This window comes from Streptomyces sp. NBC_01320, from assembly GCF_035974375.1.
GTDB lineage: Bacteria > Actinomycetota > Actinomycetes > Streptomycetales > Streptomycetaceae > Streptomyces > Streptomyces yanii.
The window spans coordinates 3,724,180-3,744,412 of sequence record NZ_CP108390.1; the positions used below are offsets into that span (position 1 = coordinate 3,724,180).

The 20,233-nt window shown below is 70.2% G+C and carries 20 protein-coding genes and 1 pseudogene; 13 read left to right on the forward strand and 8 right to left on the reverse strand.

Annotated features, from left to right (window positions below; translation table 11 throughout):
- Positions 1 to 65: 65 nt before the first annotated feature.
- From OG395_RS17045 to OG395_RS17055, 3 genes are all read right to left on the reverse strand, one after another.
- Entirely contained in the window at positions 66 to 1,004 is a 939-nt protein-coding gene (locus tag OG395_RS17045) for a hypothetical protein (RefSeq protein WP_327243720.1), read from the reverse strand.
- A 377-nt stretch (positions 1,005 to 1,381) separates the two neighbouring features.
- Positions 1,382 to 2,650, reverse strand: a complete 1,269-nt coding sequence (locus OG395_RS17050; protein ID WP_327243721.1) for a cytochrome P450 — start codon at positions 2,648 to 2,650, stop codon at positions 1,382 to 1,384.
- 29 nt (positions 2,651 to 2,679) lie between these two features.
- On the reverse strand, positions 2,680 to 4,038 hold the full coding sequence (locus tag OG395_RS17055; protein ID WP_327243722.1) for a glutamine synthetase family protein: 1,359 nt from the start codon (positions 4,036 to 4,038) through the stop codon (positions 2,680 to 2,682).
- Between the two features lie 354 nt (positions 4,039 to 4,392).
- Between OG395_RS17055 and OG395_RS17060 the strand changes: the two genes are divergently transcribed.
- The 8 genes from OG395_RS17060 (at position 4,393) to OG395_RS17095 (ending at position 12,364) form a co-directional block, all read left to right on the forward strand.
- The gene (locus OG395_RS17060) at positions 4,393 to 4,581 is read left to right on the forward strand and encodes a ferredoxin (protein ID WP_327243723.1); all 189 of its coding nucleotides are present in this window, start codon (positions 4,393 to 4,395) and stop codon (positions 4,579 to 4,581) included.
- A 1-nt stretch (position 4,582) separates the two neighbouring features.
- Positions 4,583 to 5,803: an NAD(P)/FAD-dependent oxidoreductase gene (locus OG395_RS17065; protein WP_327243724.1), complete on the forward strand. Its 1,221-nt coding sequence runs from the start codon at positions 4,583 to 4,585 to the stop codon at positions 5,801 to 5,803.
- A 12-nt stretch (positions 5,804 to 5,815) separates the two neighbouring features.
- Complete coding sequence (locus OG395_RS17070) at positions 5,816 to 6,622, forward strand: acetoacetate decarboxylase family protein (protein ID WP_327243725.1); 807 nt, start codon at positions 5,816 to 5,818, stop codon at positions 6,620 to 6,622.
- Between the two features lie 34 nt (positions 6,623 to 6,656).
- Positions 6,657 to 8,129 (forward strand): aldehyde dehydrogenase, encoded by a 1,473-nt coding sequence (locus OG395_RS17075; protein ID WP_327243726.1) that lies wholly within the window; start codon positions 6,657 to 6,659, stop codon positions 8,127 to 8,129.
- Positions 8,122 to 9,057 (forward strand): 3,4-dihydroxyphenylacetate 2,3-dioxygenase, encoded by a 936-nt coding sequence (locus OG395_RS17080; RefSeq protein WP_327243727.1) that lies wholly within the window; start codon positions 8,122 to 8,124, stop codon positions 9,055 to 9,057. Before OG395_RS17075 ends, OG395_RS17080 begins: the two co-directional genes overlap by 8 nt.
- An 11-nt stretch (positions 9,058 to 9,068) precedes the next feature.
- Positions 9,069 to 9,914, forward strand: a complete 846-nt coding sequence (locus OG395_RS17085) for a fumarylacetoacetate hydrolase family protein (protein WP_327243728.1) — start codon at positions 9,069 to 9,071, stop codon at positions 9,912 to 9,914.
- 55 nt (positions 9,915 to 9,969) lie between these two features.
- Complete coding sequence (locus OG395_RS17090; protein WP_327243729.1) at positions 9,970 to 10,608, forward strand: TetR/AcrR family transcriptional regulator; 639 nt, start codon at positions 9,970 to 9,972, stop codon at positions 10,606 to 10,608.
- A 298-nt stretch (positions 10,609 to 10,906) separates the two neighbouring features.
- Positions 10,907 to 12,364, forward strand: a complete 1,458-nt coding sequence (locus OG395_RS17095; RefSeq protein ID WP_327243730.1) for an APC family permease — start codon at positions 10,907 to 10,909, stop codon at positions 12,362 to 12,364.
- A gap of 125 nt (positions 12,365 to 12,489) precedes the next feature.
- On the opposite strand, the gene OG395_RS17100 is transcribed toward OG395_RS17095, so the two are convergent.
- Positions 12,490 to 13,200, reverse strand: coding sequence for a type 1 glutamine amidotransferase (locus OG395_RS17100; RefSeq protein WP_327243731.1), 711 nt, complete (start codon positions 13,198 to 13,200; stop codon positions 12,490 to 12,492).
- 168 nt (positions 13,201 to 13,368) lie between these two features.
- Here OG395_RS17100 and OG395_RS17105 point away from each other — a divergent pair, with 168 nt between their 5' ends.
- Both OG395_RS17105 and OG395_RS17110 read left to right on the forward strand, forming a co-directional pair.
- Positions 13,369 to 14,859, forward strand: a complete 1,491-nt coding sequence (locus OG395_RS17105; RefSeq protein WP_327243732.1) for an aldehyde dehydrogenase — start codon at positions 13,369 to 13,371, stop codon at positions 14,857 to 14,859.
- Positions 14,844 to 15,575: a gamma-glutamyl-gamma-aminobutyrate hydrolase family protein gene (locus OG395_RS17110; protein WP_442818757.1), complete on the forward strand. Its 732-nt coding sequence runs from the start codon at positions 14,844 to 14,846 to the stop codon at positions 15,573 to 15,575. The genes OG395_RS17105 and OG395_RS17110 overlap by 16 nt, the downstream gene beginning before the upstream one ends.
- Before the next feature lie 71 nt (positions 15,576 to 15,646).
- On the opposite strand, the gene OG395_RS17115 is transcribed toward OG395_RS17110, so the two are convergent.
- Positions 15,647 to 16,219, reverse strand: coding sequence for a MarR family winged helix-turn-helix transcriptional regulator (locus OG395_RS17115; protein WP_327243734.1), 573 nt, complete (start codon positions 16,217 to 16,219; stop codon positions 15,647 to 15,649).
- A 374-nt stretch (positions 16,220 to 16,593) separates the two neighbouring features.
- Between OG395_RS17115 and OG395_RS17120 the strand changes: the two genes are divergently transcribed.
- From OG395_RS17120 to OG395_RS17130, 3 genes are all read left to right on the forward strand, one after another.
- A complete protein-coding gene (locus tag OG395_RS17120; RefSeq protein WP_327243735.1) occupies positions 16,594 to 17,055 on the forward strand; it encodes a hypothetical protein in 462 nt (153 codons plus the stop codon).
- 272 nt (positions 17,056 to 17,327) lie between these two features.
- The gene (locus OG395_RS17125; protein ID WP_327243736.1) at positions 17,328 to 17,735 is read left to right on the forward strand and encodes a YciI family protein; all 408 of its coding nucleotides are present in this window, start codon (positions 17,328 to 17,330) and stop codon (positions 17,733 to 17,735) included.
- A gap of 8 nt (positions 17,736 to 17,743) precedes the next feature.
- Positions 17,744 to 18,889 carry an RNA polymerase sigma factor gene (locus OG395_RS17130; RefSeq protein WP_327249365.1) on the forward strand — a complete coding sequence of 382 codons (1,146 nt, stop codon included), beginning with the start codon at positions 17,744 to 17,746 and terminating at the stop codon, positions 18,887 to 18,889.
- 255 nt (positions 18,890 to 19,144) lie between these two features.
- Here the strand turns inward: OG395_RS17130 and OG395_RS17135 are convergent.
- The 3 genes and pseudogenes from OG395_RS17135 to OG395_RS17145 form a co-directional block, all read right to left on the reverse strand.
- Positions 19,145 to 19,357, reverse strand: a pseudogene (locus tag OG395_RS17135) (peptide-methionine (R)-S-oxide reductase); the annotation flags it as partial.
- Positions 19,358 to 19,400: 43 nt separating this feature from the next.
- Positions 19,401 to 19,886 carry a hypothetical protein gene (locus OG395_RS17140; protein WP_327243737.1) on the reverse strand — a complete coding sequence of 162 codons (486 nt, stop codon included), beginning with the start codon at positions 19,884 to 19,886 and terminating at the stop codon, positions 19,401 to 19,403.
- A complete protein-coding gene (locus OG395_RS17145) occupies positions 19,883 to 20,209 on the reverse strand; it encodes a ribbon-helix-helix protein, CopG family (protein WP_327243738.1) in 327 nt (108 codons plus the stop codon). Before OG395_RS17145 ends, OG395_RS17140 begins: the two co-directional genes overlap by 4 nt.
- Positions 20,210 to 20,233: the final 24 nt, after the last annotated feature.

Consider the following 20,233-nt stretch of genomic DNA (forward strand, 5'->3'; position numbering starts at 1 on the left):
GCGTGCCAGGGCGTGGCCGCCCGATCAGAGGTCACCCGACAGGCTCTGAGATGTTGTCGGGGTGTTCATGCTTCCATGCGCAGCCAAGTGCTGCCTGCGCGGAGCCAGAGGGAACCGTCGCGGCCTTGGCCGCAGCGCAGGACGACTCGACCGGGCACCCGCAGCCGACGGCGGCTGGTTGCTACCCAGGTGGTGCCGTTGAGCTCGGCACGTATGAGTTCAACGGACCGCTTGTTGTGGTCTCGGCGGGTGAGTACTGCCCTGTTGCCGCGGACCGCGAATCCGTCCGGGGCGGGGACGGGGCTGCGGTAGCTGGCGACGTCGCCGGTGGACGGAGTGATCCGTGTCAGGAAGGTGCCGCCTCTGCTGCTGCCGGAGTACCAGACGAGCCATACCTGTTCGTTCTCGGTCGCGGCGGTGCAGCCTTCCAGTGGGTGGTCGGGCAGCCGACCCTTGGGAGCCCAGGAGGTCTGGCCCTGGGTGTCCCAGCCCGCGAGGCCCGCTCCTGACTCGGGGTGGCCGCCGTAGATGCCCTCGTCGCCGTAAGCCGTCCAGATGCCTCCGTGGACGTCGGTGGCCAGGGCGGGAATGTCATCACCGACGCAGAACTCGGCCTCAGGTGTACCTGTTGGGGAGAACACCACAGCGTTGGGCGCCCAGGGGCCCTCGGTCTCGTTCCGGAACGTACGGCCGCTCACCAGCAGGAATCGGGAATCCGGGAGCAGGGCCAAGTGACTGGGCCGAATCCGAATGTCCTTCACAAGGGTGCGCCGTTCCTCCTGCGCTGTGATGGTGATCAATTCACCGGTGAACGGGATGTCCGGCCTCTGCCCGATCCACCCCTTGGGGTAGCGGTTGCGATCAAGGTAGCGCCGGTGGACCAACAGGACCGCAAGCTGCCCGTCGGGCCCGACGCTCCACCAGAGGGCTCGGTACCCCCGCACGGCGTCGGCAACAGGAAGCCGCCACACGTGGTGTATCGCGGTATCGGAACGAGCAGTCATGGGGCGGAGATTCATTGACAGTCGCCTCTAGGACTCCGGGAGCTGAGCGGCCCGAAGATCGCTACCTTACCGACCCTCGCCCAGGCCAACTCCGGTGGCAATCTGTCCAGCGGCCGTGTCACAGCACACCGGTATCGAAATGCACCTCGAACTATGCCTCTCACCTGGGCATTCTCTGGACGCTGAGGCGGCCTTTGCCTGATCATGTGCTCCGGTCAAGGTGCACTGATCAAGACGAAGGCCATGAGGGTGAGTTTGCTGCCTGAAGTTGTCCCGGGGGAAGCGTTCGCGGAAGCTGGCCCCGGCAGGCCGTCGTCCCGGAGTTCCGGCGGTGTGGCGGGCGGGCCGTGCGGCCCGCCCGCCCGTCCGATGAACCGTCAGGCGAGGGTGACCTCGACCGGGAGCTTCTTGATGCCGTTGACGAAGTTGGAGCGGACGCGTGGCACGTCACCCGCCAGACGGATGCCGGCGAGGCGCGGGATGAGCTCCTCGAACATGATGCGGATCTCGGTGCGGGCGAGGAGGTTGCCCAGGCACAGGTGGGGGCTGCCCTTGCCGAAGGTGACGTGGTCGTTGTCGGCGCGGGTGACGTCGAAGTCGTAGGGGTTGCCGAAGACCTTCTCGTCGCGATTGCCGGAGGCGTACCACATGACGACCTTGTCGCCCTCCTTGACCTGCTTGCCACCGAGTTCGACGTCGCGGGTCGCGGTGCGACGGAAGTGGTAGACGGGCGACGCCCAGCGCAGGAACTCCTCGACCGCGTTCGGGATCAGAGAGGGATCGGCCTGGAGCCTGGCCAGTTGCTCGGGGTGCTGGATCAGCGCGAGCATGGAGTGCGAGATGGTGTGCCGGGTGGTCTCGTTGCCGGCCACCACCAGCAGCAGGAAGTAGTTGTCGAAGTCCTGCGCGGACAGCGGGATGCCGTCGCGTGGGGTCTCGTTGACGATTTTGGAGACCAGGTCGGTGCCGGTGCCGCCGCGGCGTCGGCGGGCAAGTTCGCGGCCGTACTCGAAGACCTCGATGGACGCGGGCGAGCGGAAGGGCAGGTCGCGGTACTTCTCGCTCTCCGCGCTGTGCAGGAGGACATCGGCGTAGTCGGGGTCGGTGTTGCCGATGATCCGGTTACCCCAGTCGATGAGCTGCTGGTTGTCCTCCGGCGGTACGTCCAGGAGGCGGGCCAGGACGTTGATGGGGAAGTCCGCGGAGACGTCGGCGACGAAGTCGAAGGTGCCCTTGGCCAGGGCTGTGTCAAGAGTCTTGGCCGTCAGGCCCCGCAGGAAATCGGTGTACTGATTGATGACACCCTGGCCGAACTGGCGCTGCAGGAGGCTGCGCATCGCGCGGTGGCGGACGCCGTCCAGTTCCAGGATCGAGGCGCGCTTCTTGATCTGGTCGTCGTCGACTTCCTCGAGGTTGACGAACTTCGTCGAGGTGAAGGTCTCGGCGTCGCGGTCGACCGTGGCGATGTCCTCGTGCCGGGTGACGGCCCAGAAGCCGGAGTTGGGGGCCTCCTCGGGCTGCCAGTGCACGGGGTCCTCGTGGCGCAGGGTGTGGAACATGCGCCACGGGGTGACGCCGTCCAGGAAGTTGTCGTTGTCGGCGAGGTCGACCTCGTCGAGGGGCATGGGGTCGAAGGGGTTCGGCATGCGGTGCTCCTGTGGGCGGTGCGGATCGATCAGAGGTGGTAGGAGTACTCGGTGAACTCCCAGTCGGTGACATGGCGGTTGAAGCGGTCGAGCTCGTCACGCTTGTAGGCGAGGAAGGATTCGGTGAAGTCCTTGCCGAGGATCTCGATCAGGGCCTCGTCGGCCTCCAGTGCGTCGAGCGCGGCGGGCAGGCTCATCGGCAGCATCTGGGACTTCCGCGGGTCGTAGCCGTAGCCCTCCAGCGGGGCCGGCGGCTCCTGGCCTTCCCGTACGCCGAGCAGTACGGCGGCGGAGAGGGCGGCGATCGCCAGATACGGATTGGCACTGGCGTCGCCGAGCCGCACCTCCAGACGGGCGCCGGAACCGCGCTCGGGCGGGATGCGGACCATGGCACTGCGGTTGTCCAGGCCCCAGTCGATCAGCCAGGGAGCGAGGGTGCCCGGTCCGAACCGTTTGTACGAGTTCACGGTCGGGTTCAGCAGCGCGGCCAGGGCCGGGGCGTGAGCCAGGATGCCGGCGATGGCATGGCGCCCGGTGTCCGACAGCCCGAAGGCTCCGGACGGGTCGTCGAAGACATTGCGGCCCTGGGCATCCTCGCCCGAGAAGTGCAGATGGAAGCCCGAGCCGCCCGCGTCGTTGAACGGCTTGGCCATGAAGGTCGCGAGCTTCCCCTCCTTACGGGCCAGCTCCTTGACCGCCGACTTGAAGAGGAAGGCGCGGTCGGCGGCATCCATGGCCTCGGAGTGCGTCAGGTTGATCTCGAACTGCCCGGCGTCGAACTCGTGGTTCCCCGTGACGACACCGATTCCGAGGTCACGCAACTGCCGCAGTGTGCGCAGCAGATGGTTGTCGGCGTCGGCACGCAGCCCGGCGGTGTAGATGACACCCGTGGCGGCCTGCGCGTAGCGGCGCCAGCCACTCGGCGTTCCCGGGGCCCCGTCGAGCAGGAAGTACTCCAGCTCGGGGCCGACGACGGGGCGCAGTCCGGCCTGTGCGCATCGGGCCAGGACAGCGCGCAGCAGGTCGCGCGGTGACTCGGGGCTGGGCGCGCCGGTGGCGGGGTCGGTGGTGTCGCCGAGGCACCAGGCGACGCCGGGCTCCCACGGGAGGACGTGGACCGCGTCCAGGTCGGGTCGTACGGCGATGTCCGGCAGCCCGGCATCCAGTCCGCCCGGCACGGGGACGACGTCGCCCTGAGGACTGGTGTGGTACACGGCACGACAGAAGGCCAGTCCGTGTTCACAGGCCGAGGGCAGGTGGTCCAGGAGGACGTCGCGGGCACGGTCGGTGCCGATGAGGTCGGGGTAGGTCACCCGGACCACGTCGATGCCGTCGGCGGCGAGCCGATCCATGTGCCGGCGGACTTCTGGGGTGTCTTGAGCGCTCACCGATGTCTCCTCGGCGGATGTGAACGGGCGTGATGGCCGACGGCCCGATGTCCTGCCGGTCCGGTGACGGCCTGGCGGGGGCGCTGAGCCGGGGACCAGAAGCGGGGGCGGCGCCCGAGCTTGTCGTTTGGCGTCGAACGGTATGGACTGCCGCCGCCTTCCCGCAAGAGCCTGGACCAAAGAATTTATCCATCCGGATAGGTGTTGACCAGGGTCCGACTCGTCCCTATCTTGTTTGAAGCCAAACGAGTAGGGGGCTCTTCGGGCCCCTTTGGCCGAGGGCCCGGCCGCGGGCCGGGCCCTCCTCCCCCGCCATCTGCGCCCCGATGCCCCTCACATCCAGGAGGACCGGCCATGAAGGTCGTCGTCGACATGAACAAATGCCAGGACCACGGCCAGTGCGTCTTCTCGGCCCCCGACGTCTTCCAGCTCGACGACAACGGGCGCCTGGCCTACGTCTGTGACCCGGACGACGCGCTGCGCGACGAGGTCGAGGAAGCCGCGGACGTCTGTCCGCTGCAGGCCATCCGGATCGAGGACTGACATGACCACGGAACGCATCGTCGTGGTCGGCGCCTCAATGGCCGGCCTGCGCGCGGCCGAGCAGCTGCGCGCAGCCGGCTGGACCGGAACGATCACGGTCATCGGGGACGAGCCCCACATGCCGTACAACCGGCCCCCGCTCTCCAAGGAGGTGCTCGCCGGCAAGGCGCCCTTCGAGTCCCTCGCCTTCACCCCGCGGGCGAGCACCGCCGACGTGGAGTGGCGGCTCGGCACCTCCGTCACCGCCGCCCGCCTCGCCGAGCGCGTCGTCGTCCTGGACGACGGCACGGAACTGGCCTTCGACGGCCTGGTCGTGGCCACCGGTATGCGGCCACGACGGCTGCGCTGCGACGGCCCCTGCGGACCTGACAGCGGCCGCCATACGGTACGCACGCTCGCCGACGCCCAGGGGCTGCGGGACGAGCTGACCCGGCCCGGCGTACGCGTGGTCGTGGTCGGCGCCGGTTTCATCGGCTGCGAGGTCGCCGCGACCGCCGTCGGCCTCGGCGTCACCGAGGTGACCGTCGTCGACCCCGAACCGCTGCCGATGCTGCGCCCACTGGGGGAACTACTGGCGCGCGCGCTGCACAAGCGGCACGAGGAGCGCGGGGTGCGCTTCGCACTCGGCACCGGCGTCTTGGGCTTCGAGGGCGAGGACCGGGTCACCGGAGTCGTCCTGAGCGACGGGACGGTCCTTGCGGCCGACGTCGTCGTGGAGTCCGTCGGCTCGGTCGCCAACACCGAGTGGCTCGACGGCAACGGCCTGGACCTGAGCGACGGTGTGCTGACGGACGAGCAGCTGCGCGTCGGCGATCTCCCGTACGTCGTCGCGGTCGGCGATGTCGCCCGCTTCCCCAACGCCCGCTACGACGACGTCCCCCGCCGCGTCGAGCACTGGTCGATCCCCGGCGACACCGCCAAGCATGCCGCGAAGAGCCTCGTCGCCCATCTCACCGGGGCCGACGCCGAGGCGGAGCCCTTCGCGCCGCTTCCCACCTTCTGGAGCGACCAGCACGAGTTCAGGCTGCAGTCCTTCGGCGCCCCGCTGCTCGGCATCGGCGATGTCCGGGTGCTCGACGGCGACCCGGACGGCGACGTCCTGGTCGGCTACCACGCCGACGGCCGCCTGGTCGGCGTCGTCGCCCTCGGCGGCCATGCCGCCACCACCGGCGCCGCTCGCTACCGCGCCCAGCTGCTCAAGCAGCCTGCCCTCACCTCGTAAGGAACATCTGTCATGGCCAGTGTCCGTGGTTACTTCCATCCCAAGACGGCGACCGGCGACTCGTCGCTGATCCCCTCGCCGCCCTGGCGCTACTCCGGCGACCTGCTCACCGTCGAGTACCGCACCGATCCCGCCCGCGTGCGCGAACTGCTCCCAGAACCCCTGGAGTTGGCGGAAGAGGACCCGGGTGCCGTCGCGCTGATCTGGGCCGACTGGCAGTCCTGCTCGACCAGCGGGCAGGAGCTGCTCGACCCGGTGCTCTCCCAGTACAAGGAGGCCTTCGCGGTCGTCCGCTGCTCCTACAAGGGACGGACATACTCCCGCTGCGTGTACATCTGGGTCGACAAGGACTTCGCGATAGCCCGCGGACTGCACCAGGGCTACCCGAAGAAGCTCGGCTCCATCCACCAGACGCGCCCCCACCCGTACGGGCCTGCCCCGCGGATCGAGGCGGGCGCCCGCTTCGGCGCCACGCTCGCCGCGGCCGACCGGCGGCTCGCCCAGGCCGTGGTCACCCTGCGCGAGCCGTCCGGGACCAATGGCTTCGTCAACGGCCATCCGATGGCCCACCACCGCTGGCTGCCCTCCGTCGAGAAGGGCAAGGGGCTCGCGCTCGACGAGCTGATCGAGACCGGCGCGGCGTCCTTCGAGGCCGGGCAGCCCTGGACCGGCGACGCCGATCTCGAACTGTTCGAGGCCCCCACCGAGGAGCTGGCCCGCCTGGAGATCCGGGAACCGATCGCCGCCTACTACCGCCAGGTCGGCGTCGTCTGGGACGGCGGCACGCTGCTGGAGTCCGGCACCTCGGAAGCCGAATAACCCCTCTACGCCCCAGACCACTTGGAGACCGGACATGACCGAACACACCCTCGCCGTGGCCGGGGTCACCGTCGACACCCGGCACTGGATCGGCGGCGAGCGCATCGCCTCCGCCGAGACCTTCACCGATGTCTCGCCCATCGACGGCAGCGCCCTCGGCGAGATCTCCCGGGGCACCGCGACGGAAGCCGCAGCCGCTGTCGCCGCCGCGAAGGCCGCCTTCCCCGGCTGGGCCGCCACCGCGCGCGCCGAGCGGGCCCGCATCCTGCACGCCATTGCCGACGGTGTCGACAAGCGCATCGAGGACCTGGCGATCGTCGAGACCCACGACAACGCGGCTCTGCTGCGCTCGCACCGCCGCGGCGTGATGCCGCGCGTGGCGCACAACTTCCGCTTCTTCGCCGACTGGCTGCTGAAGCTGGAGCACGAGGAATTCGAGACACGCGGCCACACCAACCGCGTCAGCTGGGACCCGGCCGGCCCCTGCGTGCTGATCACCCCGTGGAACGCCCCACTGATGCTGGCCACCTGGAAGATCGCCCCCGCGCTCGCCGCCGGGAACACGGTCATCCTCAAGCCCGCCGAGTGGACCCCGCTCACGGCATCGCTCCTCGCGGACATCGCCGCCGAGGCGGGCCTGCCGGCCGGTGTGCTCAACGTCGTGCAGGGCTACGGCGCCGAGGCGGGCAACGCGCTCGTCTCCCATCCCGATGTACGCCGGATCAGCTTCACCGGTTCCGTACCGACCGCGAAGGCCATCGGCGCCGCGTCCGCCGCGAACCTCGTGCCCACCAGTTTCGAACTCGGCGGCAAGTCACCCCTGTTGGTCTTCGCCGACGCCGACCTCGACCTCGCCGTCGACCTCGCCGTGGAGCAGTACGACAACGCCGGACAGGTCTGCCTGGCCGCGACCCGCATCCTCGTCGAGGAGTCGGTCGCCGACGAGTTCACCAAGCGGTTCGCGCAGAAGGCCGCCACCCTCGAGCAGGGCGACCCACGCGACGAGGCCACCGACCTCGGCCCCAACATCCACCCCCGCCAACTGGAGAAGATCGACGGCTTCGTGCAGCGGGCGCTGGCGGCCGGCGCACGCGCGGCCATCGGCGGCGCACCCCACACAGACCTCGGCGGCCTCTACTACCGACCGACCCTGCTCACCCACGTCGCCCAGGACAGCGAGGTCGTCCAGGAGGAGGTCTTCGGCCCGGTCCTGACCCTCCAGACCTTCGCAACCGAGCAGGAGGCGGTCGCGCTGGCCAACGACACCCGCTTCGGTCTCGCCGCGACCCTTGCCACCGGCGATCACGAGCGCGCCGAGCGCGTCACCGCGCAGCTCGTCGCGGGCACGGTCTGGGTCAACTGCTTCTTCGTACGGGATCTGCAGGCGCCGTTCGGCGGCTCCCGCCAGTCCGGAGTCGGCCGCGAGGGCGGCACCTGGAGCTTCGACTTCTACTGCGACCTCAAGAACACCGTCACCGCACCGAAGGGATGGCGGAACCATGGGTGAGATCGTCGGGGCGGGCCTGCTCGCCCATGTCCCCACCATCGTGCTGCCGGAGGCCGACCGGCTCGACCTCAACGAGGGCAAGGAGATCACCCTCGTCACCGGGCTGCAGCAGCTGCGCCGCGAAGTCTTCGAGCGCGACACCTACGACACGGTCGTCGTCCTCGACTCGCACTGGGCCACCACGGTCGAGTTCGTCGTCACCGCCCAGCAGCGCCGCGCCGGGCTCTTCACCTCCGAGGAACTGCCGCGCGGCATGTGCCGGATGCCGTACGACTTCCCCGGCGACCCCGAACTCGCCCGGAACATCGAGAAGTTCGCCGACCAGCACGGCACCTGGATCACCGCGATCGACGACGCCTACCTGCCGATCTACTACGCCACCATCAACCTCTGGAAGTTCCTCGGCGAGGGCCTTCCCGACAAGAAGTGGGTGACCATCGGGGTCTGCCAGACCGGCGACATGGAAGACCACCTGCGGCTGGGCCGGGCACTGGCCGACGGCATCGCGGCCACGCCCGGCCGCCGGGTGCTCCTCATCGCCTCCGGCGCGCTCTCCCATACCTTCTGGCCGCTGCGCGAACTGCGCGACCACGAGGCGAGCGACCCCGCCCACGTCTTCACCGCCGAGGCCCGCGAGGCCGACCACGAGCGCATCGCCTGGTTCAAGGAGGGCCGCCACGACAAGGTCCTCGACACCATGAACGAGTTCTGGAAGTACAAGCCCGAGGCGAAGTTCTTCCACTACCTGATGATGGCCGGCGCGCTCGGTGAGGGCGCGTGCACGGCCGAGGGCCGCCAGTACGGCGAGTACGAGAACTCCATCGGCACCGGCCAGGTTCACCTCTGGTTCGACCGCCCCGCCGACGGCTGGACCGGCACCGGCCTGCCCGTGTCTCCCTCCCCGCGCACCCCGCACAGCCGCTCCTAGAAAGGCCCGCCATGCCCGAGTACCGCCGCATCCTCCTCGACGGAGCCGCCGTCGAGACCCTCCGTGACGGAGACGAGCTCGTCGCCGGCGACGGCCGCCGCGTCAAGATCGACGACGCCCAGCACCTGCCGCCGGTCGTGCCGTCGAAGGTGGTCGCCGTCCATCTCAACCACCGAAGCCGCGTCGACGAGTTCCGGATCGACCTCACCCCGACCCCGACCTACTTCCACAAGCCGACCTCCGCCCTCAACTCCCACAAGGGCGCCGTCGTCCGCCCCGAGGGCTGCAAATGGCTCAACTACGAGGGCGAGGTCGCCATCGTCATCGGCAGGACGGCGCGCAACATCTCCCCGGCCGAGGCGGGCGACTACATCGCGGGCTACACCGTCGCCAACGACTACGGCCTGCACGATTTCCGCGACACCGACGCCGGCTCCATGCTCCGCGTCAAGGGCTCCGACACCCTCTGCCCCCTCGGACCGGGTCTCGTCACCGACTGGGACTTCCACGGCAAGTATCTGCGCACCTACGTCAACGGTGAGGTCGTCCAGGACGGCTCGACCGACGAGATGGAGTGGGACATGCACTACCTCGTCGCCGACATCGCCCGCACGATCACCCTCCACCCCGGCGACGTCCTGCTGTCCGGCACCCCGGCCAACTCCCGCCCCGTACAGCCCGGCGACGTCGTCGAGGTCGAAGTCGAGGGCCTCGGCCGGCTCACCAACCACATCGTCGCCGGCCCCACCCCCATCCGCACCGACGTCGGCGCCCAGCCCACCGAGTCCGAGGAAGTGCTGTCCACCGCGCTCGGCGGCGACTGGGAGTTCCGCGGCGTCCGCCCGCCCAAGCGCTGAGAGCACCGCATGACGCGTGTACACCCACCCACAACCGGCGGGTAGGGTCCCTGACATGACCGGATCCGCCGAGACCACCGAAGACGAGGGCGAAGGCAAGCGGGCCAAACCCCGCAAGCGGGTGAACTACGGCGCGGGCCGCGAAGCCCTGCTCGGCGCCGCCGTGCGGGTGGTGGCCCGCGGTGGTCTGCGCAAACTCACCTACCGCGCGGTCGCGGAGGAGGCCGGGGTCACCCACGGCCTGGTCGTCCACCACTTCGGCTCGCGTGACGCCCTCATCGAGGAGGCGCTGACCCACGCCGTACGCACCAGTCTGAGCTCCAGCGCGCTGGAGCCCGGCACCGGCAAGGTGACGGACTTCTCGACCGGGCTGTCGGAGATGGTCACCGCTGATCCGGACATCCAGGTGTTCCAGTACGAGTTGCTCCTCGAATCCCGCCGCAGGCCCGAGCTGCTGCCACCGCTGCGTGCGCTGTACGACGAGTACTTCGAGGCCACCCAGCGCGAGCTCACCCGCATCCTGCCGGGTGATGCGAACCCGGCGCTGATGCGGTTGGTCTTCGCCGCTCTGGACGGCCTCGTCCTGCACCAGCTCGTGTTCGACGAGCCGACGGTCACCGACGCCGCCCTGGAGGAGCTGAGGGCTCTCCTGCGGCTGCTCGACACCGACGGGGGCGCCGCGAGGGACGTCTGATCCCCACCGGCACCTCGCGAGGCCCTGGACGCTCGGCGTCCAGGGCCTCGTTCGATTCCGCACCGCAGCCGTCGCCGTACGCGAGGAGGCGTGCACCGCACGTGAGGAGCGGTGTGTTTCAGGGGCTCGCTCGCCCCGCCTCGCCGATGCCGCTTCGTTTTCGGCGCCGTCAGAAGCCGGCAGTGCGGCGGGAATCCACTTCAACCCCTTGCCAAACGGATAGTTCCCGCCCAGGATGAGGCAACTCGTTTGGCCTGAAACAAACCACCCTCTCCTCATTCCCCGGCAGGTGATCCGAGTGGACAGTCAAACGGTCGCAAGGCAACAGACCGTGCAGGACGCGCCCACCGCAGGCAAGCTCAAGCCCAACGCCCTCGGCGTCCTGGGCATCCTCTTCTTCGTCCTCTCCGCGCAGGCCCCGCTGACCGGAATCGCCGGAGCCGCCCCCATCTCCGTCGGCCTCGGCAACGGAGCGGGCGTACCCGCCGCGTACGTCGCCGCCGGTCTGGTGATCCTGCTGTTCTCGGTCGGCTTCGTCGCCATGGGCCGCCATGTCGTGGACACGGGCGCCTTCTACACGTACATCGGCAAGGGTCTGGGCCGGACCACCGGATCCGGCAGCGCGGGCGTGGCCCTGTTCGCCTACTGCACCATCCAGGCCGCCATGTACGGGCTGTACGGGGAGCTGGTGAGCGGTCTGGTCTCGCACTACGCGGGCCTGGACACGCCGTGGTGGGTCTGGACGTTGGCCACGATGGTGGTCGTCCAGGCGCTCGGCGCCGCCGGCATCGAGATGGGCGCCAAGGTCCTCGCGGTCTTCGTCCTGGCGGAGTTCAGCATCCTGCTCGTCTTCGCGCTGGTCACCCTGTTCAAGGGCGGCGGCCCCGAAGGGCTCGGCTTCACCCAGAGCTTCTCTCCGAAGGCTGCCCTGCAGGGGGCTCCCGGAGTGGCGATGATGTTCGCCGTGGCATCGATGTTCGGCTTCGAGGCCACCGCGATCTACGGCGAGGAGGCGCGCGAACCGCGCAAGACCGTCCCCCGGGCCACCTACCTGTCGGTCGCCGTCGTCACCGGCTTCTTCGCCTTCACCTCCTGGATGCTCATCTCCTCCTACGGTGCTTCGCACGCCACCGCAGCCGCCGGAAAGGCACTGGAGAGCGGCGACGCCACGGCGTTCGTCTTCAATCCCGTCGCCGACCAGTTCGGTGGATGGGCTTACGACGTACTGCCGATCCTGCTCGCAACCTCGCTCTTCGCGGGCATCCTCGCCTTCCACAACTCGGCCAACCGCTACCTGTTCTCGCTCAGCCGTGAGGGGCTGCTGCCCCGCAAGCTGTGTGCGCTCAACCAGCGCCGTTCCCCCTGGGCGGCCGGCACCGTACAGACCGCGATCGCGCTGGTGCTGGTCGCCCCGTTCGCGCTGCTGGGCAAGGACCCCGTGCTGACGCTCTTCTCCTGGTTCAGCGGAGTGGCCGTCCTCGGGATCATGCTCCTGTATTTCCTGACCTCGGTTTCGGTGATCGTCTTCTTCCGACGCGAGCGCCTCGACACCCGCCCCTGGAACACCCTGATCGCCCCGGCCCTCGGCGCGCTCGGCATCGCGGGCGCCATCTGGCTGATCCTCGCCAACTTCACGACGCTCATCGGCGGTGACCCCGGCACGGCCACCTGGCTCGCGCTCAGCGTCCCGGCGGTCCTGGTCCTGGGCGCCGTGGCGGCACGGGGGGTGCGCGGCAAGGCGGCCGTGACCGCCTGATCCGCCCTCCCCCGCGGCGCGCCCCCGGCGAACGGCCCCGGGCGCGCGCCGCGGGGGTTGTGAACTGCTGTCGGTACAGCGCCGGTGCTGCCCCATCCCGCAGGACGCGCATCAGCACGCCCACATCAGTCGGCGGCGTGGGCCACCTGGTCCAGGAAGCCATCGACGAGGCAGCGGGCATTGGCACGGGCGACGGATTCCATGGCGCGGCTGCGTACGAGCAGTTCGTCCGGGTCGACTTCGTGCCGTACGCACTGCTCCGCGCCGCCGAGGTCGATCCACCCCCGCACCATGGCCGGGGTGACCTCGGGGTGGAACTGCACGCCCAGCGTTCGCCCCGCCCGGAAGGCCTGCGTGCACACGGTGTTGCGGGCCAGCGCCACGGCGCCGGGCGGCAGGACGCAGCGGTCGTAGTGCCACTGGAACCACGGCCCCGGCGGCACCAGGCCGGGAACCTCGGTCTCGACCTCCGTCCATCCGATCTCGGGCCGCGGGGAGGCTTCCACCGAGCCACCGAGGGCGGTGGCGAGCGCCTGGGCGCCGAAGCAGACACCGAGGACCGGGATGCCGAGGTGGTGGGCCTTGCGCAGCAGCGCGAGCTCACCGTCGATCCAGCTGCCGACGGCCGAGTCGTCGTAGACCGACCAGGGGGCGCCGAGGGACACGATCAGGTCCCAGCCATCGACGTCGGGGAAGTCGAACTCCGCATTCGGCGCGTGATGGCGGGACTCGGGCACGACCGTCACGGTGGTGAGTTCGTATCCGTGCTCGACGAGGCGGTCCCCGACCCGCCCGGGCTCGGTCACATGGTCGTGCTTGATGACGAGTGCTCGCACGATGGGCGCTCCGTTCCTCTGTCCATGGACCCGCCGGATCACCCCGACCGGTCAATCGTATGGATCCAAATGATACGTGGAACCCGCCTCCCGGGAACCCTTGCGAGGGGCCGCGCTCGGCCATATCGTTTGAACCCAAATGTATTGGATGGGACCTGGAGGCCACCCATGCTGGATGTCACCCATGAGGAGTGGCTGCGCCGAGCCGAGGAGCTGGAACTGTCCGGGGTCCACCACATCGACGGCGCCGACGAACCCGGTGGCGGTGGGAGCTACACCGTCGTCTCTCCACGCAACGGCCAGGTGCTGACCCAGGTCGCCGACGGAGGCCACGCGGAGGTGGACGCGGCCGTGGCCGCCGCCCGCCGGGCCTTCGACTCCGGCCCCTGGCCGCGCATGGCGCCCGCCGACCGCGGCCGGGCGCTGCTGCGGATCGCCGATCTGCTGGAGGAGCAGCGCGACCGGCTCGCGCTCACCATCAGTCTGGAGATGGGCAAGCCCATCACGGACGCGTATGCCATCGAGCTGCGCGCCGCGATCAACACCTTCCGCTGGTACGGACAACTGGCCGACAAGGTGACCGACGAGTCCCCCCACACCGCCCCGGACGCGCTCGCGCTCGTCACCCGGGAGCCGGCGGGCGTCGTCGGCGCGGTGGTGCCGTGGAACTTCCCCCTGACGCTCGCCTCCTGGAAGGTCGCGCCCGCACTCGCGGCCGGCTGCACCGTCGTACTGAAGCCCTCCGAGAACTCCCCGCTGTCCGCCCTGCTGTTGGGCCGCCTCGCAACCGAGGCCGGACTGCCGCCGGGTGTCCTGAACGTCGTCACCGGCGACGGCCCCACCGCTGGGCGGGCGATCGGCCTGCACCCCGACGTGGACGTCCTGGCCTTCACGGGGTCGACCGCCGTGGGACGGCACTTCCTGCGCTACGCCGCCGACTCCAATCTCAAGCGTGTCTGGCTGGAGTTGGGCGGCAAGTCGCCCAACATCATCCTCCCGGACGCCCCCGACCTGGAGAAGGCAGCGGCCACCGCCGCCTGGGGCATCTTCTTCAACCAGGGCGAGATGTGCACGGCACCCTCGCGACTGCTCGTCCACTCCTCCGTCGCCGAACGCGTCACCGAGGCCATCGTGGAGCGCGCGCGGAAACTGCGCGTCGGTGACCCCCTCGACCCCGCCACCGAGATGGGCGCGCTGGTCGGCGAGGGACACCTGGAGCGCGTACGGGACCACATCGGGACCGGCCTCCACGAGGGCGCCCGGCTGCGGACCGGCGGCGACCGCACACTGGCCGAGTCCGGGGGCAGCTTCCTGCGGCCCACCGTCTTCGACCGGGTGGACCCCGGCATGCGGCTGGCCCGGGAGGAGATCTTCGGCCCGGTGCTGTCCGTCCTCACCTTCGAGGACCTCGACGAGGCCGTCGCGCTCGCCAACGCCACCGAGTACGGTCTCGCGGCCGGGCTGTGGACGTCCGACCTGTCCACCGCGCACCGGGTCTCCCGCGCCCTGAAGGCCGGGACGGTCTGGGTCAACTGCTACGAGGAGGGCGAACTGACCGTGCCCTTCGGCGGGATGAAGCAGTCCGGCAACGGCCGCGACAAGTCCGCGCACGCCCTGGAGAAGTACACCGAACTCAAGACCACCTGGATCCAGCTGTGAGACCGCTCATCGCCATTCCGGCCCGTTTCTCCGCGTCCACCTCCGCCCTGCGGTACGCCGCCGAGGTCAACGCCCGGGCGCTCGTCGACGCGGTGTGGCGGGCGGGCGGCGAACCCGCAACCATCCACCCGCACGCGCCCGGCGGCACCGCCGACCCCGCCGAGGTGGCCGCCCGGCTCACCCGCTTCGACGGCATCCTGCTCCCCGGCGGCGGCGACCTCGCCCCGCACCGCTACAGCGATGGCGAGGCCCACGACAGCGTCTACGACGTGGACGACGAACAGGACGGCTTCGACCTGGAAGTCGCCCGCCAAGCCCTGGACGCGGGCCTGCCGACGCTCGCGGTCTGCCGCGGCCTGCAGGTCGTCAACGTCGCCCTGGGTGGCACCCTGGAGCAGGACATGGGCGGCCCGCAGCGCGAGCACCGCCACGTCGTGCACCCGGTGGCAATCCAGCGCGGCTCGCTCCTGGGGCAGGCCACCGGGGCCGAGAAGGTGGAGGCGTCCTGCTACCACCACCAGCGGGTGGACCGTACCGGTGTCGGCCTCACGGTCGCCGCCCGCGCCGTCGACGGGACCGTGGAAGCCCTCGAACTCCCGGGCCTGCACGGCTGGTTCGCCGCCGTGCAGTGGCACCCCGAGGACACCGCCCACCAGGACCCGGCCCAGCAGGGGCTCTTCGACGCCCTCGTCCGCGCCGCCCGCGGCCGCCGCTGACATCACCGTGAGGCCTCCCCGCGGACCCGGCTTCAGCCTTGGTTCACGAGCCCTGGTTCACGAGCCCTGGTTCACGCCTTGGGGCGGCGTCCGCTGCGGCGCGGCGCGGGTTCCGCGCCGTCCAGCAGGGCGAGGCGACGCTCCTCGCCCTGCTCCTCGACCTGGAGCACGACCCGCCGCAGCCCGTCCGCGACGCTGCGGCACTCCTCGTCGCTGAGCTGCTCGGTGACAAATGCCTCCTCTTCGTTGAACTGGGGAAACACGCGTTGCATGAGCTCCTCGCCCTCGTCCGTGAGGCTGAGCAGCACCAGCCTCCCATCGGTGGGATGCCCGGACCGCCGCACCAGCCCCCGCGCCTCCAGAGTGCGCGAAACCCCGGTGAGGGTCCCCTTGGAGATGCCCGCCTCCTCCGCCACGTGCCGCGTCTCGGACTCGCCCCAGATCCACACCACCCACAGCACGACGAACGCCGTCCAGGTCAGCTCGGAGCCGCGCAGCACCGAGTTCTCCAGGTGCTGCCGGACCGCGGAGGCCGCGCGGTAGATATTGGCCACCACGGCCATCTGCTCGTGCCGGACCGGAATGCCGCCCAGCTTCGCGCCTGCCAGCTTCTCGGCTTCGGTGATGGATCGTTGGCCGGGCACAAGCACACTCCTTCGACGCCATTGCGACGCGTTGGATCGACGATATCGTTCGGGATCAAATTGTACGGAGTTCCGGGCGACGGGGCATGAGAGCCTGCCCGGTACATCTTGTGTCCGGCGGTCCGGACACCTGCGGCATCGGCTTGCGATCAAGCCGCCGCAGGCAGCGCCACCACGGTCGATCGGTGGGATGCCGCAAGGGCAGCAGGATCGGCCGTGAGGCGCTCACCCCCGAACCGTCCCCGTCCTGAGCGTCCGCTCCTGGCCGGGCGGCTGGCACGGACCGCCCGGGGCGCCGGGTACCGTGGAGCCCTGCCGATCTCGTGGACCTCCTTGCGGGCTGCGTGACCCCCGTAGGAACAGATGAGGAACCGATGACGACGAACCGCGGACGCAAAGACGTCATCCGCGACCGGATGGCCGCCACCGGCGAGTCGTACAACGTCGCCGCCCGCAATCTGAAGGCGATGAAGGACATGGGCGCCACCCGTGACGCCGTCCTCACGCAGCGCTGGCGCCCGGCGGACTCGCTCGACGTGCCGTGCCCCTGCGGCGGGACCTGCGAGCCCGGCGAGACGTGCGCCCGCTGCCATGCCCGGCACCGGCACGTGGCGCGCTACCCCGGCAGCGTCACGGATGTGGAGACCTGGGCCGACCGGTACGACTGCATGGGGTGCTCGTCCTCGTACACGCTGACCGTCGTCCTGCGCGGCCGCCCCTGGGGTGTCGCCGAGACGGTGGTCCAGGGCGGGGCGGCCGAGCCGGTGGTCAGGGCACGGGTGTTTCCCGGCGTCGCCCACCCGCTGCTGCGCCCCGAGAACACCGAGGACGACTGACCGGCGGCGGGCAGACCTGCTCCCGCAGCCGTACCCCGCCTGTTCGGAGGGGGTCAGCCCTCGTCCGGTACCAGGCGCGGCGAGATCGAGTCGATGCGGTACCGCTGGTCGGTCGGGGTCCGTGGGACGGGGTGAACGCGGCTCGCCGACTTCCAGCGAGCCTGACGAAAGCCAAAAAGAATTCGGACGGCGATGTCGAGAACCCGTGACTGGCTCCGTCCCCGCGGTGAACGCGACCACAATGGGTCGCACCAGCACCGAGGAGAAACACGATGGCCAAGTACTTGCTGCTCAAGCACTACCGAGGCGCCCCGACTGCGGTCAACGACGTGCCCATGGACCGGTGGACACCGGAGGAGATCTCGGCGCACGTGCAGTACATGAACGACTTCGCGGCCCGGCTCGAGAAGACGGGCGAGTTCGTCGACAGTCAGGCGCTCGCCCCCGAGGGGACGTTCGTCCGGTACGACGGTGAGGGGCGCCCGCCGGTCACCGACGGACCGTTCGCCGAGACCAAGGACGTCATCGCCGGCTGGATGGTGATCGACGTCGACAGCTACGAGCGCGCCGTCGAACTGGCCGGGGAGCTGTCGGCCGCCCCCGGTGCGGGCGGCAAGCCGATCCACGAGTGGCTCGAAGTGCGCCCGTTCCTGGCCTGCCCGCCCACCATCACTGAGTGACCTCCCCGATGAACGAGGCCCTGCTCCGGAGCCTCACGCCGAGCGTGCTCGGGATCCTCGTCCGCCGCGGAGCCGACTTCGCGGCGGCCGAGGACGCCGTGCAGGACGCGCTGGTCGAGGCGGTCCGCGTCTGGCCGGCCGACCCTCCGCGGGATCCGAAGGGCTGGCTGGTCACCGTGGCCTGGCGCCGGTTCCTCGACGCGACCCGGGCGGACGCCGCCCGCCGCCGGCGTGAGGACCTCGTCGACGAGGAGCCGGCGCCCGGGCCCGCGCCCGCGATGGACGACACGCTCCAGCTCTATTTCCTGTGCGCCCACCCGTCACTGACGCCGTCGTCCGCGGTCGCGCTCACACTGCGCGCCGTCGGCGGGCTGACCACCCGCCAGATCGCCCAGGCCTACCTGGTGCCCGAGGCGACCATGGCGCAGCGCATCAGCCGTGCCAAGCGCACCGTCTCCGGCGTGCGGTTCGACCAGCCCGGCAACGTCGCCACCGTGCTGCGCGTCCTCTACCTGGTCTTCAACGAGGGCTACTCCGGCGACATCGACCTCGCCGCCGAGTCCATCCGGCTCACCCGGCAGCTCGCGGCCGCGATCGACCACCCCGAGGTGGCGGGGCTGCTCGCCCTCATGCTGCTCCACCACGCCCGGCGCGCCACCCGGACCGCGCCCGACGGCAGCCTGGTGCCGCTCGCCGAGCAGGACCGCGGCCGGTGGGACACCGACTCGATCGCCGAGGGCGTCGAGATCCTGCAGGCGGCCCTCGCCCGCGACCGGCTGGGCGAGTTCCAGGCCCAGGCCGCCATCGCGGCACTCCACGCCGACGCGCCCACCGCCGAGGAGACCGACTGGGTGCAGATCGTCGAGTGGTACGACGAACTCGCGCGCCTGACCGACGGCCCGGTCGTCCGGCTCAACCGCGCAGTGGCCGTCGGCGAGGCCGACGGACCGCGCGCCGGGCTGGCGGCGCTCGCGGCGCTGAACGACTCACTGCCCCGCCACGCCGCGGTGGCGGCGTACCTCCACGAGCGCGGCGGCGACCTGGCGCTGGCGGCACGGCTGTACGCCGAGGCGGCCCACAAGGCACCCAACCTCGCCGAGCGCGATTACCTGACGCGCCAGGCCGCCCGGCTCAACGCCCGCCGGTGTCGCTGACGGGTCGCGCTCGGATCTTCCCGCGGCCCCGTGGCCGGAGCGGTCGCCACCCAGTGAGTAGGAAGGTCGAGACCAGGCCCTGTCCGGCCGATCTTCGTGGGCCCGCGGCGTCCGGCACGGCACCTCGCCGCGTTGTCTTCAGTCGCCCAAGTACGCCCAGTACGAGGACGATCCTCCGCCTTGCGATGCACCGCACCGGACGCCGCAGTCTGATCCACGAAGATCGACCGGACAGGACTCGGGCCTGCGGGTCCCCTAGCCCTCGTCCGGTGCCAGGCGCAGCGAGATCGAGTTGATGCAGTACCGCTGGTCGGTCGGCGTGGGGTAGCCCTCGCCCTCGAAGACATGGCCCAGGTGCGAGCCGCAGCGGGCGCAGCGGACCTCGGTGCGGACCATGCCGTGGCTGCGGTCCTGGATCAGTTCGACCGCGTCGGAGTCCTTCGGGTCGTAGAAGGACGGCCACCCGCACCTCTGTCACCCCATGAGTCACAAGAGCCTTCTACAGTCACACTCACACCGGAACGATGTGCACGTCCGTCGGCGCCAGGACCTCCAGGTATGCCCGCATGTCGTCCGGGTCACTGGTGAAAATGACCGCACTGCCGTGCCGGGCCGCAGCAAGCACCACCCATGCATCCACGGCGTCCGGTCGCTTCTTCGGCGGCAGCACCGCCTGCCCCAAGGCGGTACCGATACGCCGCCAGTCGGCCAGATCCGGACCGGTCGCGCAGGCCAGACACTCCGGGCGGCCCGCTTTCGTCTCGCGCATCGGCGGTTCGGACGTACGGGCCTGCGGTACGACACAGTCCTTGAGCACCCCGGACAGGGAGTGCACCAGCGCCGGACGCGGCCGCCACACCTGCGCGAGAACCGGCCCGAGGACCAGCGCCCGGTGCGGGGCGGTCCGCAGCCCTTCGTGGAGCGCCACCGCCTTCGCCTTGCGGTCAGCGAGCGCGATGAGCATGCCGGAGTCGTAGACCGGCACCCGAGCGCTCACGCGGCGTGCCCAGGACGGCGCCCCTGGCGGTCCCGGCCATGAACCAGACCGAGGGCCTCCTCGATCTCCCTGCGCTCCTGCTCCGTCAGCTCCACCGGCTCCGCAGCAGACTCGCCGGTCATTTCACCAGCCTCCCTCTCCGCCCCGGCGATCAGCGCGTCCACCCCGGCGAACTGCTCCTCTATGGCATCACTCTCAGCCATCTGCCACGTCGCGGCATGTACCAGATAGGCCGAGACATCCAAACCGGCCCGCTCCGCGTGCTGCCTGATCCGCTCGGCCTGCTCCTGCTCAAGACTGATACTGATCCGCATCTTCGCCATACCGTTATCGTATGACGCGTATTA

Bases quoted from the DNA above. Each gene is read 5' to 3' on its own strand.
- OG395_RS17045 (WP_327243720.1), bottom strand. From the start codon at position 1,004: ATGACTGCTCGTTCCGATACCGCGATACACCACGTGTGGCGGCTTCCT.
- OG395_RS17050 (WP_327243721.1), bottom strand. From the start codon at position 2,650: ATGCCGAACCCCTTCGACCCCATGCCCCTCGACGAGGTCGACCTCGCC.
- OG395_RS17060 (WP_327243723.1), top strand. From the start codon at position 4,393: ATGAAGGTCGTCGTCGACATGAACAAATGCCAGGACCACGGCCAGTGC.
- OG395_RS17065 (WP_327243724.1), top strand. From the start codon at position 4,583: ATGACCACGGAACGCATCGTCGTGGTCGGCGCCTCAATGGCCGGCCTG.
- OG395_RS17070 (WP_327243725.1), top strand. From the start codon at position 5,816: ATGGCCAGTGTCCGTGGTTACTTCCATCCCAAGACGGCGACCGGCGAC.
- OG395_RS17075 (WP_327243726.1), top strand. From the start codon at position 6,657: ATGACCGAACACACCCTCGCCGTGGCCGGGGTCACCGTCGACACCCGG.
- OG395_RS17080 (WP_327243727.1), top strand. From the start codon at position 8,122: ATGGGTGAGATCGTCGGGGCGGGCCTGCTCGCCCATGTCCCCACCATC.
- OG395_RS17085 (WP_327243728.1), top strand. From the start codon at position 9,069: ATGCCCGAGTACCGCCGCATCCTCCTCGACGGAGCCGCCGTCGAGACC.
- OG395_RS17090 (WP_327243729.1), top strand. From the start codon at position 9,970: ATGACCGGATCCGCCGAGACCACCGAAGACGAGGGCGAAGGCAAGCGG.
- OG395_RS17105 (WP_327243732.1), top strand. From the start codon at position 13,369: ATGCTGGATGTCACCCATGAGGAGTGGCTGCGCCGAGCCGAGGAGCTG.
- OG395_RS17120 (WP_327243735.1), top strand. From the start codon at position 16,594: ATGACGACGAACCGCGGACGCAAAGACGTCATCCGCGACCGGATGGCC.
- OG395_RS17125 (WP_327243736.1), top strand. From the start codon at position 17,328: ATGGCCAAGTACTTGCTGCTCAAGCACTACCGAGGCGCCCCGACTGCG.
- OG395_RS17130 (WP_327249365.1), top strand. From the start codon at position 17,744: ATGAACGAGGCCCTGCTCCGGAGCCTCACGCCGAGCGTGCTCGGGATC.
- OG395_RS17145 (WP_327243738.1), bottom strand. From the start codon at position 20,209: ATGGCGAAGATGCGGATCAGTATCAGTCTTGAGCAGGAGCAGGCCGAG.